Annotated in this window: 10 protein-coding genes; 5 read left to right on the top strand and 5 right to left on the bottom strand. The window is 59.1% G+C overall.

Features of this window, described 5'->3' with window-relative positions; genetic code table 11:
• Positions 1-3: 3 nt before the first annotated feature.
• The gene (locus tag ABWV42_RS14565; RefSeq protein WP_353340807.1) at positions 4-528 is read right to left on the bottom strand and encodes a component of SufBCD complex; all 525 of its coding nucleotides are present in this window, start codon (positions 526-528) and stop codon (positions 4-6) included.
• A 110-nt stretch (positions 529-638) separates the two neighbouring features.
• Here ABWV42_RS14565 and hemB point away from each other — a divergent pair, with 110 nt between their 5' ends.
• The 3 genes from hemB (at position 639) to ABWV42_RS14550 (ending at position 3,127) form a co-directional block, all read left to right on the top strand.
• Positions 639-1,640: a porphobilinogen synthase gene (hemB, locus tag ABWV42_RS14560; protein ID WP_353340805.1), complete on the top strand. Its 1,002-nt coding sequence runs from the start codon at positions 639-641 to the stop codon at positions 1,638-1,640.
• A gap of 121 nt (positions 1,641-1,761) precedes the next feature.
• Positions 1,762-2,322 carry a lipid-binding SYLF domain-containing protein gene (locus ABWV42_RS14555; protein WP_255106523.1) on the top strand — a complete coding sequence of 187 codons (561 nt, stop codon included), beginning with the start codon at positions 1,762-1,764 and terminating at the stop codon, positions 2,320-2,322.
• The gene (locus ABWV42_RS14550) at positions 2,288-3,127 is read left to right on the top strand and encodes an alpha/beta hydrolase (protein WP_353340803.1); all 840 of its coding nucleotides are present in this window, start codon (positions 2,288-2,290) and stop codon (positions 3,125-3,127) included. The genes ABWV42_RS14555 and ABWV42_RS14550 overlap by 35 nt, the downstream gene beginning before the upstream one ends.
• Here the strand turns inward: ABWV42_RS14550 and ABWV42_RS14545 are convergent.
• On the bottom strand, positions 3,102-3,974 hold the full coding sequence (locus tag ABWV42_RS14545; RefSeq protein WP_353340802.1) for an NAD(P)-dependent oxidoreductase: 873 nt from the start codon (positions 3,972-3,974) through the stop codon (positions 3,102-3,104). The genes ABWV42_RS14550 and ABWV42_RS14545 overlap by 26 nt on opposite strands.
• Before the next feature lie 81 nt (positions 3,975-4,055).
• Between ABWV42_RS14545 and ABWV42_RS14540 the strand changes: the two genes are divergently transcribed.
• Positions 4,056-6,521, top strand: a complete 2,466-nt coding sequence (locus ABWV42_RS14540) for a penicillin acylase family protein (RefSeq protein WP_353340801.1) — start codon at positions 4,056-4,058, stop codon at positions 6,519-6,521.
• Positions 6,522-6,769: 248 nt separating this feature from the next.
• Positions 6,770-9,559: a bifunctional aconitate hydratase 2/2-methylisocitrate dehydratase gene (locus ABWV42_RS14535; protein ID WP_353340799.1), complete on the top strand. Its 2,790-nt coding sequence runs from the start codon at positions 6,770-6,772 to the stop codon at positions 9,557-9,559.
• Positions 9,560-9,666: 107 nt separating this feature from the next.
• On the opposite strand, the gene hflX is transcribed toward ABWV42_RS14535, so the two are convergent.
• The 3 genes from hflX to ABWV42_RS14520 form a co-directional block, all read right to left on the bottom strand.
• Positions 9,667-10,938 carry a GTPase HflX gene (gene hflX, locus ABWV42_RS14530; RefSeq protein ID WP_353340797.1) on the bottom strand — a complete coding sequence of 424 codons (1,272 nt, stop codon included), beginning with the start codon at positions 10,936-10,938 and terminating at the stop codon, positions 9,667-9,669.
• On the bottom strand, positions 10,938-11,177 hold the full coding sequence (gene hfq, locus ABWV42_RS14525; RefSeq protein ID WP_008204623.1) for an RNA chaperone Hfq: 240 nt from the start codon (positions 11,175-11,177) through the stop codon (positions 10,938-10,940). The genes hflX and hfq overlap by 1 nt, the downstream gene beginning before the upstream one ends.
• 125 nt (positions 11,178-11,302) lie before the next feature.
• Positions 11,303-12,820, bottom strand: coding sequence for a potassium transporter TrkG (locus tag ABWV42_RS14520; RefSeq protein ID WP_353340796.1), 1,518 nt, complete (start codon positions 12,818-12,820; stop codon positions 11,303-11,305).
• Between the last annotated feature and the right edge of the window lie 4 nt (positions 12,821-12,824).

Genomic DNA, 12,824 nt, shown 5'->3' with positions numbered 1-12,824 from the left:
TCCTCAACCCAGCGGAGACGAGGAGAAGTTCTGGTACATCCCCCAGATAGACGTGATGAAAATCGAAATCATACCAATGACTTGCACAAAGATCCTATGGCGGTTGAGACGTTTGTACAAAAGCGCGCCACTGGCCTCTTCGTCCTGGATCTTGGTCGCCGTCGACAGGCTCATCAGCCCCACGAGAGACATCGGGAACATCAACAGGAACACGGCCTGCGCGAACTCGATCCCGAACCCGAAACCGACCACCGCAAGGATCGCGAGGACGAAACAGCCAAAGCTCAGAAGCCAGAGCCCGGACACCCGGCCGATATAGAGAATTCGGTTGGTATTGATGCGCACGAGATCTTCGAGATCCACTTCCGACTGGCCGCCAACGCGCTTGGCCCGCAGCACCATGTCATAGGGCACGCCAAGCACCCAGTGGCTCGCCGAGGACCACATGACAGCCAACGCAATCCAGAACCAGAGGTTCGAGAAACTGCGCATATCGATGAGTTCAAAGACGGTTTGGTGCCAGTTCAATTCTGCTGCCCTCGTGTTGATCCCCCACATAACCCGCTGCCGCGGCAATTCCTAGCCTTGAGATAGACGAAAAACCGTGGCACTCGGGTAGGAAGACAAATGAGGACACCATGAGCCACTCGCCAGCCGCCTTTCCGACCGCCCGCCTGCGCCGCACTCGTCAATCCGCCGCGATCCGGGGCCTTGTCCGCGAACACACCCTGACGGTTGATGATCTGATCTGGCCGGTCTTCGTGCGTGACGGCGAAGGCGTGGAAGAGCCCATCCCCTCGATGCCAGGCGTCGTGCGCCGTTCGGTCGACAAGATCGTCGAAGCCGCGCGAGAAGCGGCCGACCTTGGCATTCCCGCGATCTGCCTGTTTCCCTATACGGACCCCTCGCTCAAAACCGAGGACTGCGCCGAGGCGTGGAACCCCGACAACCTGTCGAACCGTGCCATCCGCGCGGTCAAGGAAGCGGTGCCCGAGATCGCGATCATGACAGACGTGGCTTTGGACCCCTACAACATCAACGGCCACGACGGCTATGTGCGCGACGGTGAGATCATCAACGACGAAACCGTTGAGGCGCTTGTGAAAATGGCCCTGGCGCAGGCCGAAGCGGGGGCCGACATCATTGGTCCCTCCGACATGATGGATGGCCGCATTGGTGCCATCCGCACCGCGCTTGAGGCGCACGGCCATTCGCGCGTGATGATCCTGTCGTATGCCGCGAAATACGCCAGCGCATTCTATGGCCCGTTCCGCGATGCGGTTGGCGCATCCGGTGCCCTGAAAGGCGACAAGAAGACCTACCAGATGGACCCGGGCAACACCGACGAGGCCCTGCGCCTTGTCTGCCGCGATCTTGATGAGGGTGCGGATATGGTCATGGTCAAACCGGGCATGCCCTATCTCGATATCTGCCGCCGCGTGAAGGACGAATTCGGCGTGCCGACCTTTGCCTATCAGGTGTCGGGCGAATACGCGATGATCATGGGCGCGGCCCAGAACGGCTGGATCGATGGCGACAAGGCGATGGTCGAAAGTCTGCTGGGCTTCAAGCGGGCGGGTTGCGATGGCATCCTGACCTATTTTGCCCCGGCCGTCGCGCGGAAACTCGCCGGAAAATAACCTGTGCAGTAACTTGCCGATCACGGGACAGTGCTAGTGACAGATTTGCGCATTGTCCCTATAATAACGCGCAAATGACTGCCACAACGGCGGCAAAACACAGCAGTATACAGGCGGACCCATGACATTGATCACCCGACGCAGCTTTACCTTGGCCGGATTGGCCGGAATGGGCCTAACGGCCGCATGCGGTAACGGCATTGGCGGCAACGGAGCGCAGGAAATCGACGCCCGCGTCGACAACACGCTCAACTATCTCTATTCGAACTACCCCAACGCAGTGGACCTGGCCGAGAAATCGACCGGTGTACTGGTGATGCCAGTTGTCACCGAGGCTGGCCTCGGGTTTGGCGGCGGCTACGGCCGCGGCGCATTGCGGGTCGACGACATCACTGTTGACTACTACTCGGCAACCAAGGGCAGCTTCGGCCTGCAGATCGGGGCGCAGCAATATGCCCACGTCCTGTTCTTCATGACACAAGGCGCATTGGCCGAATTCCGCCGCTCGAACGGATGGGCCGCGGGCGCGGACCTCAAGTATGCCGCCGTCGATGAAGGCGGCACCCTCAAGGCCGATACAACGACCACGCTTGCACCCGTGATCGCTGTGGTCTTCGGCCACGCAGGCCTGCACATCGGCGCAACCCTTGAAGGCGTCAAATACACGCGTATCATTCCCTGATTTCAGCGTGCACGTTGAACACAACATCGTGTTTACCGAGCGCCAGTCAGCCCGATTGGCGCTCGATCTTTATCTGCCGCACCACGAAACCAAAGCACTTGTTGTCTATGCCTATGGCGGTGGGTTCACGCGAGGCACGCGTCGCTCTGATTTCATCTCTCAGCTTGCAAAGCGAATAACCGGCGAAGGCTATACGCTCGCGGCCATCGACTATCGCCTTAACACCTCCCCTGAGAGCATTGAAAAAGAACAGCAAAAGATCATCTCCCAAAACATGGAACGCGGCCTTGGTGCCGGTGTGTCTTTGGCCAGACGTTTGATGGGTTTTCGTTGCGAGGCCGCTCGGCAGGACATCGGAGAGGCCTTGGCGTTCCTGAAACGCAACAGGCTCCAATGGGGCATTCACAATGAGCGGATCGGGCTGATCGGCACCTCTGCCGGAGGTATTGCCGGGATGGCTCTGGCATACGCCCCGCGCCACCTCCCCAATCTTCCATCCCCCGACGCGGTTTTCGTTCTCGGGGGCACTTTGATCCATCCGTGGCGATTGCGGTCAGATGGCCCCCATTGCGTGTTCCTTCATAGCACGTTTGATCGGATCATCGCACCGAAGACCCTGCACCTCGTGAAAAAGCGCGCCGAACAGACCGGCGCGCCCATAGAAGTGCTGTTTTGCAGTCGCAAAGGTCACAATGCCCCAAACCAGGCGCTCTTCGAAGACTCTGACGAGACTGGAGCAAGCTATTGGGGTCACATGATCGCGCTGTTTGAGACAGAGCTTAATCCATCGCTCGCAAACGTTTGAAAAGGCTGGACGTATCCCAGCGGCCGCCCCCCATTTTCTGAACGTCCTTGTAGAACTGGTCCACCAGCGCCGTCAGTGGCAGGCTGGCGTCGGTCCGGTTCGCAGTGTTCAGACAAATGCCAAGATCCTTGCGCATCCAGTCAACAGCGAAACCATAGTCGAAATGATCGTCCAGCATGGTTTCGTGGCGGTTCACCATTTGCCAACTGCCAGCCGCACCCTGGCTGATCACTTCCACCACGGCGCGCCCGTCTAGGCCCGCTTTCTCGGCAAAATGCAACGCCTCGGCCAGGCCCTGAACAACGCCGGCGATGGCGATCTGGTTGCTCATCTTGGTCAATTGGCCGGCACCGCTTTCACCGATACGGCGGCAGATCTTGGAATAGACATCCATAACCGGCTCAGCAGCGTCATAGGCTGCCTGATCGCCACCACACATGATCGACAGAACCGCGTTTTCGGCCCCTGCCTGCCCACCGGATATCGGCGCATCAACAAAGGCAATTCCCGCTTCTTTTCCAAAAGCATAGAGCTCTTTTGTAACGTCATCCGAAACCGTCGTATGGTCCACAAAGACTGCACCTTCGGCCATACCTGCGAAGGCGCCATCATCACCAAGGCAAACGCTGCGCAGGTCATCATCGTTGCCCACGCAGGCCATGACAAAGGCAGCACCCTCAGCGGCTTCTCTCGGCGTGAGACCCATTGCGCCACCATGTTCGGCCACCCAGGCCTCTGCCTTTGCCGCGGTCCGGTTGTAAACAGTCACCTCGTGACCGGCTTTCTGAAGATGTCCGGCCATCGGGTATCCCATCACCCCAAGGCCTAGAAACGCCACTTTCGCCATGTGCTTTTCCCTCGCTCTCATTCGTCGTAGTGTTTGTCCTGTCCCCAGAGGCAGATGGCAAGACTTAATCCGGGATTCGGTATGGGCGTTTTCTTTCAGTGGCTGCTGCGCATTGCAGGCGGCTTGGTATTTTTGGCGGCAGCCGTGGTCATGCTGGCCTATTTCCTCGCGTCCCGGTCTTTGCCGGAATACGATAAAACACTGGAGATTGGCGGAATTTCCGCGCCGGTGGAAATCGTGCGCGATAATGCCAATGTTCCGCACATCTTCTCGGAAACCGACCGCGACGCCTTTTTTGCGCTTGGCTATGCCCATGCCCAGGATCGCCTCTGGCAGATGATGATCCTGCGTCGCACGGCGCAGGGGCGGCTGTCTGAACTGTTCGGACGTGCCACCCTGAACACAGATACGCTGATCCGCCGGCTCGATATTTACCCCCTATCGGTACAATCGGTATCCGCCCAGGACGCGCGCACCCTTGCTGTGCTGCGGGCCTATTCTGCTGGCGTGAACGCGCGGATTGACGAGATAAACCGCGACTCTCTTGGCCGTGGCGCGCCCGAGATGTTCCTTTTCCCAAGCGCGATTGCCCCCTGGCAACCTGCTGATTCCATTGCCATTCAAAAGGTCATGGCCCTGCAACTGGCCGGGCACCTGCGGGACGAGGTGTTGCGCGCACGCACGTCATTGTTGCTGCCTGAAGAAGAACGACTGCGCGACATTCTGCCGGATGCACCGGGAACCGGTGTTGCCGCCCTGCCCGATTTTGCAAGTCTCGTTCCCGGCGCGCCGCGCTATGCAGCCTCGACCGAACAGCCGATGCACCCGCTGTCGCCGTTCAAACCACGGGGCCTGGCAGGGGCATCCAACGCATGGGCCGCCGCGCCGAACCGATCCGCGACCGGCGGCACCCTCATGGCCAATGACCCGCACCTTGGCCTGACTGCACCGGCCATCTGGTATCTCGCGCGATTGGAACTGCAATCTGGCGGCGTGATCGGCGGCACCATTCCCGGCCTGCCAACCATCCTTTCCGGTCGCTCCGAAGGTCTAGGTTGGGGGCTGACCTCGGCCTACATGGACGATCAGGACGTTTTCATCGAGGAACTGAACCCCGAGAACCCCGAGGAATACAGAACGCCAGACGGGTTCAAACCCTTCGTGACCCGCAAGTCCATCATCACGATTGCCGATGAAGCCCCTGTGACACTTACATTGCGCTGGACGGACAACGGGCCTGTCCTGCCCGGAAGCTTCTATGATCTTGGCACCATCACGCCATCGGGCCATGTCGCCGCGCTGGGCTGGACCGCGCTATCTGCGCAGGACACGTCACTGAGCGCCGCCGTCGGGATCATGTATGCAAAGTCGGTCCGCGAAGCTATTGATGCAACCGAGCCCTATATCTCGCCGGCTCAGAACCTGACCCTCGCGGATCGGGAAACCATCGCGATGAAAACCATCGGCGCCATGCCCCGTCGACATGCAAACCACCAAAGCAAAGGGCGCATGCCCTCGCTTGGCTGGATTGCGCAGAACCGCTGGCAGGGACGCCTGCCCTATAGCTCCAACCCTGAGTTCTATGCTCCGGTTGGCGGGATCGTTGGCAATACCAACAACAAGACAGTCGAGCGCCCGTTTCCCCTGCATGTGTCGTATGAATGGGGCGACAGCCAGCGCATCCAACGCTGGCAGCGCCTGATGCAGGGCCGCCAAGTGCACACCCGTGACAGTTTCGTGGAAACGCAGCTGGATACCGTCAGCTTTTCTGCCCGATCCCTGTTGCCGCTTGTTGGCGCGAACCTGTGGTTTACCGGCGACGCGGCCCCCGACGGCACACCGGAACGCCAACGGCAGCGCGCTCTGGCGCTTCTGGCCGAGTGGAACGGCGAAATGAACGAACACCTGCCGGAACCCCTTATCTATGCGGCATGGATGCGTGCCCTTCAAACCCGGTTGATCCAGGATGATCTGGGGCCCCTCGCCGAGGAATTCACCCATGTGGAACCCCTGTTCATCGAACGGGTCTTCCGCAATGTCGAAAACGCCTCGGTCTGGTGCGACGTGATCCAGAGTGCTCCGGTTGAAACCTGCACCGACATGGCGCGTCTGGCGCTGGACGATGCGCTTCTGTGGATCGCAGAGCGCTATGGCGACCAACTGGAAAGCCTACGCTGGGGAGATGCCCACCAGGCAACCCATGATCACCCCGTTCTTGGTGAAATCCCGGTTCTGCGCCATTTTGTGAACATCCGTCAATCCACCAGCGGTGGTGACAACACATTGCAACGAGGCCGCACCAGTGGCTCTGGCGACGATCCGTTCCAGAATGTCCACGCCGCGGCCTATCGGGGTGTCTATGACTTTGCCGACCCCGACAGTTCACTGTTCATCATCTCGACAGGCCAGTCCGGACACTTCCTGTCGCGCTACTATGATGACATGGCGCAACTCTGGCGGCGGGGTGAATACGTTCCGATGTCTTTGGATGCCGACCTTGCACGCGCGGCGGCCGTTGGAGTCACGACTCTGGTTCCCAAACCCTAGTTAGTGCACCTGCGGTAAATGCGCCCTAGCCTGCGTTTCATCAGGTTTTTCACCCTGTTTGCTGGATTCATAGGTGCGCAACGCGTAAATAGAACATGCAAACGGCTGGGGCATCTTGCCACCGTCGAATGTCTTGCAACCAAAATCACTTTGGTATACGACGGCATACAGAAATCCAAAGCCCGGTTCGTCACCCCATTTACGTCCCGGTGCTCTAGCCAAACCCAACTTAAAACTTCGGGATCGTCATGAGCTTGTACACAGATTACCTCAATGAAATCGACGCTCGTAAAGAGCAAGGCCTGAACCCCAAGCCCATCGATGATGGCGCGCTTGTGGGTGAACTGATTGAACAGATCAAGGACACCGGCAACGAGCATCGCGAAGCTTCGCTGAACTTCTTCATCTACAACACCCTTCCTGGCACCACGAGCGCCGCAGGTGTCAAGGCCGAGTTCCTGAAAGAAGTCGCACTGGGCCAAGTCTCGGTTGACGAGATCTCGGTAGATTTTGCCTTCGAACTGCTGTCGCACATGAAAGGTGGCCCCTCGGTCAAGGTTCTTCTCGACCTGGCGCTGGGAGATGACGCGGCCATTGCTGCGCAGGCTGCCGACGTGCTGAAAACGCAGGTCTTCCTGTACGAAGCAGACACCGCGCGCCTTGAAGAGGCGTTCAAAGCCGGCAACGCCGTCGCCAAGGACCTTCTGGAAAGCTACGCGAAGGCAGAGTTCTTCACCAAACTTCCCGAAGTTGAAGAAGAAATCAAAGTCGTCACCTATATCGCAGGCATTGGCGATATCTCGACCGACCTCCTTTCGCCCGGCGCAGAGGCCCACTCGCGTGCGGACCGTGAACTTCACGGCAAATGCATGATCAGCCCGGAAGCACAGGTAGAAATCCAGGAACTGCAAAAGCAACACCCGGATGCACGCGTCATGCTCATCGCGGAAAAGGGCACCATGGGTGTCGGCTCGTCGCGGATGTCCGGCGTAAACAACGTGGCACTTTGGACCGGTAAGAAGGCATCGCCCTATGTGCCCTTCATCAACATCGCACCGGTTGTGGCCGGCACCAACGGCATCTCGCCGATCTTCCTGACCACCGTTGGCGTGACCGGCGGCATCGGCATCGACCTGGACAACTGGGTCAAGAAGACCGACGCCGACGGCAATGTGGTTCTGGACGAAGATGGCGAAGCGGTTCTGGAAGAGGCCTATTCGGTTGCCACCGGCACCGTGCTGACCATCAACAGCAAAACCAAAACCCTGCATGACGCCGACGGCAACGTGCTGAAAGACGTCTCTGCCGCCTTCACCCCGCAAAAGGTGGAGTTCATGAAGGCCGGTGGCTCTTACGCCGTGGTCTTCGGCAAGAAGCTGCAGACATTTGCAGCAGCCGCGCTGGGCCAGGAGCTGAAATCGGCCTATGCCCCCTCCAAAGAGGTTTCGGTCGAAGGCCAGGGCCTGACCGCGGTCGAAAAGATCTTCAACCGCAACGCGCTGGGCACCACCCCGGGCGTAACCCTGCACGCCGGTTCGGATGTCCGCGTCAAGGTCAACGTGGTTGGCTCGCAGGACACTACCGGCCCGATGACCGCGCAGGAACTCGAGGCGATGGCCGCCACCGTGATCTCGCCGTCGGTTGACGTGGGCTATCAGTCGGGCTGTCACACCGCATCTGTTTGGGACAAAAAGGCTCAGGCCAACATCCCGAAACTGATGCAGTTCATGAACGACTTCGGCCTGATCACCGCGCGTGACCCGAAGGGCGTCTATCACTCGATGACCGACGTGATCCACAAGGTGCTGAACGACATCACCGTGGATGACTGGGACATCATCGTTGGCGGCGACAGCCACACCCGTATGTCCAAGGGCGTTGCCTTCGGCGCGGACTCGGGCACCGTTGCCCTGGCGCTGGCAACCGGTGAAGCGGCTATGCCGATCCCGGAATCGGTCAAGGTAACCTTCAAAGGCCAGATGGCCGATCACATGGACTTCCGCGACGTGGTGCACGCCACCCAGGCACAGATGCTGGAACAGCACGGCGACAACGTCTTCCAGGGCCGCGTGATCGAAGTCCACATCGGCACCCTGCTGGCGGACCAGGCGTTCACCTTCACTGACTGGACCGCCGAAATGAAGGCCAAGGCGTCGGTCTGTATCTCGAACGACGAGACCCTGATCGGTTCGCTGGAACTGGCCAAGTCGCGCATCCAGGTGATGATCGACAAGGGCATGGAAAACGCGGCTGGCACCCTGCAAGGACTGCTGGACAAAGCCGACAAGCGTATTGCCGAGATCAAGTCGGGTGAAAAACCCGCCCTGACCCCGGATGACAACGCCAAGTACTTTGCCGAGGTGGTTGTGGATCTGGATCAGATCGTCGAGCCGATGATCGCTGACCCGGACGTCAACAACGAAGACGTGTCCAAGCGCTATACCCACGACACAATCCGCCCCGTGTCCTACTACAACGCGGACAAGAAGGTGGATCTCGGCTTTGTCGGGTCGTGCATGGTGCACAAAGGCGACATGAAGATCGTGGCCCAGATGCTCAAGAACCTCGAAAAGTCGATGGGCAAGGTCGAGTTCAAGGCACCGCTCGTGGTGGCCGCGCCGACCTACAACATCATTGATGAGCTGAAGGAAGAAGGCGATTGGGAAATCCTCGAGAAATACTCGGGCTTCACTTTCGACGACATGTTCCCGAAGACCCAGGCGCGCACCGAGTACGAGAACATTCTCTACCTCGAGCGTCCCGGCTGTAACCTCTGCATGGGTAACCAGGAAAAAGCCGCCAAGGGCGACACCGTTCTGGCCACCTCGACCCGCCTGTTCCAAGGCCGCGTCGTGGGCGACCTTCCCGAGAAGAAGGGTGAATCGCTTCTGGCCTCGACCCCGGTTGTGGTTCTGTCGGCCATCCTTGGCCGCACCCCGACCCTGGAAGAGTATAAAGCCGCGGTTGAAGGCATCGACCTGACCAAGTTTGCCCCGCCGCTGGCAATCCCGGCGACGACCAAGTCGGCACACTTCTAAGAACAGGAAACGGGGCGATTGGGATCGCCCCGTTTTTCTTTCCGAATGTGAAAAGGGCCTCATCAATCGTGATGAGGCCCTTTTGATTTAGATCGGTGTCTGGAAGCTCAGAGTGTTTCGAACTTGCGGGCTTGCCGCGCTGTCCATTTCACTCGCAGATGAAACCCGTTTGCATCTTGGGTTTCTTCCTCGACCACCCCTTCCTTGAACAGCCAAGCCCTTTGCTTACCTTGGGAAAAGTCGAGATCAACGGTTTCCTCGCTGCGCTCTGCATCCAGCGATGCGGCGATTGCCGTGAAAAGATCGTCGAGACCTTCGCCGGTGATTGCAGAGACCGCAAAGATGGTGTCATCCCGCCCGGCGCGCGTGCGCATGGCGTCCTGACGGTCTTCATCCAGAAGGTCGACCTTGTTCCAGACTTCGATCATCGGGGTTCCAGAGCCGACACCCAGTGAGTTCAGAATGTCATGCACGTCTTCCGCCTGAATATCAGTCTCGGGATGCGCAATGTCTCGGACGTGAAGGATCAGGTCCGCCGCTAGAACCTCTTCCAAGGTCGCGCGGAACGCGGCAACAAGTTCGGTTGGCAAATCCGAGATGAACCCCACCGTATCCGATAGAATGACCTCCGGCCCGCTCGGCAGCTCCACGGCCCTCATCGTAGGGTCAAGCGTTGCAAACAGCATGTCCTTGGCCATCACGTCGGCCCCGGTGACACGGTTGAACAACGTCGATTTCCCGGCGTTGGTATAGCCAACCAAAGCTACAATCGGGAACGGAACCTTGGCCCGCGCCTTGCGGTGCAGTTCGCGAGTTTTGACAACCTTGCTCAACTGCCGACGCAGGCGCACCAGTTGATCGTCGATCGCACGGCGGTCGGCCTCGATCTGGGTCTCCCCCGGACCGCCAACAAAGCCAAGACCACCCCTTTGGCGCTCAAGGTGGGTCCAGGCCCGCACAAGGCGCGTCCGCTGATAGCTCAGCGCGGCCATCTCGACCTGAAGCACACCTTCGCGAGTGCGGGCCCGGTCCGAGAAGATTTCAAGGATCAGACCTGTCCGATCTAGAAGCTTGACTTTCCAGGCTTTTTCAAGATTTCGCTGCTGAACCGGCGACACAGGGCCATCGATCAGGACAAGCTCAACCTCGTTGTCGTGGAACAGTTGCTTCAGCTCTTCGATCTTGCCCGAGCCGAACAACATACCCGGATGCGGCCGTGCAAGCCGCACGGTATTCGAGCCGACAACATCAAGTTCAGGAAGGGCCGCCGCAAGCGAAACGGCCTCTTCCAAAGCGAAAGAGGCCTCGCGCCGTTGATCGGCACCAGTGATATCGGGATGCAGGACCCATGCTCGGGTTACCCGCGCGTCATGCTCCATCAAGAGGCGTCTTCACCCTCGTAGAGGCTGATCGGCTGAGCCGGCATAATGGTCGAGATCGCATGTTTGTAGACAAGCTGGCTCTGGCCGTCGCGGCGCAGAAGCACACAGAAGTTATCAAACCACGTGATAACGCCCTGAAGCTTGACCCCGTTGATCAGGAAGATTGTTACCGGAACCTTGGTTTTCCGGACGTGGTTCAGAAATGCGTCTTGGAGGTTTTGTCGATCCGAAGCCATCGCGCGTTTGCCTTTGTTCTTGTTGGGTGCCACGGGTGCAGTTGATTGAAGGGAGTATGGAGTGGGCTTTGGAGACTTTCCACCCCCAAATACACATTTTGGAAGAATCGTCGCGGGTTAGCGCATCATTTGTGCCACAATTCCGGCGAGAGAAGCGCGATAATCACGAGGGTTTCCAGCCGCCCAAGTATCATTGCCCCGGCAAGGATCAGTTTGACCCCACTGCCAAAGGCGGCAATCTGCACAGGGGTTTCCGACGCCACCGTGGCCAAGGGCCCGGTTGTTGTCAGCGTCGCAATGGCCAAAGTCAGCGCATCTTCAAAGCCAACACCGGCCGCGGCCAGCGAAATGGTGATCAATGCCAGCGACATGGCAAACAGCATGAAGAAAACCCAGGCAATCTGCGCGCCCTTGCGGCGAATCCTGCGAGAATCCGAACGCCGCCCCACAATCATCGAGGGATGGACCAGCCGCTGCATCTCGCCAAGGCCCTGACGATACAGCACATAAACCCGCAACAACTTGACCCCGCCAGCGGTGGTTGCAACACCGCCGCCGACAATCGCCAGTCCCATCAAAATCATGCCCGGGGTCGACAGGCCCGACCAATTCCGCGCGGTTTCCCACTCCGCGCTTTCAAATCCGGTTGTGGTCAGGAAGCTCAGCACGGTGAAAACACTGCCCCAGGCTGCCCGAAGCGCCACATCTAGGTTTTGCAGATCATCGAACTCGAAGGCACCCAACCAGTGACGCAGGAAAAGAAAGCCGGGAACCGCGAGTATGATCAGCAATCCGATGCGAAATTCGTGATCCTGAAACAAGGAGTCGCGCCGCACGGCACCGGTGTCTGCGGAAAAGGTGACACGCGACAGGGCAAACAGCATGAACAGCAAGAGCACCAGTTCGCCGCCAATCCCCGATTTCGCCGCCGTCACGCCGCCAACCGACGAGATACCGCTGGTCGACAGCACGGCCATCGCGTGCATCAACCCGGTCAATGTCTCCTCGCCCATCACGATGAGCATCACCCAAAGCGCCAGCGTCAAACCCGCGTAGACAGGGATCAGCGCCATCGCGCCGCGTTGCCATCTCCGCATCGAGTCGACGACCGCCGATTGCCCCTGCTGGCTCTCGTCATAGCCGGGATCGGGGCGCGCAGTGACTTCAAAGCCGCCAAGGCTCAGCGGGGAAAACACGGCGGCAGCGGCGATCCACATCATCGCCCCACCCAGCCAGGCCACCATGCCGCGCCAGAGATGGAGCGATCCGGAAAGTCGCCCCGGATTGTCATAAAGCGTTGCGCCCGTTGTCGTGAAGCAGGACACCATTTCAAAGTAGGCATTCAGGAAGCTGGTCGTTGCCAGCCCCTCCCAGAACGGCACCGCAAGGATCACCGGGAGACAGGTAAAAGCCAGAAACAGCGCCACCAGATGGTCCACCGCTCGCGGCGGACGCCCTGTGTCCGAAATCGCAAGCGCGATTAAGCCGAATACGAAGATCGTGAGCGTACCGCTGTAGAAGAAGCTGCGTGCCTCGTGCAGATCATGCAGCCGCGCTGCATAGATCGCGGGAACATACATCGCCACGCCAGACATCCCCACGAAAAGCAGGAACAGCGGAAGTCTGGAGAGGCGAGACAGCATGAGA

This window comes from Pelagimonas sp. KU-00592-HH (genome assembly GCF_040369695.1).
In the GTDB taxonomy this organism is placed as follows: domain Bacteria; phylum Pseudomonadota; class Alphaproteobacteria; order Rhodobacterales; family Rhodobacteraceae; genus Shimia.
This window is presented reverse-complemented; position numbering and strand designations above follow the sequence as displayed.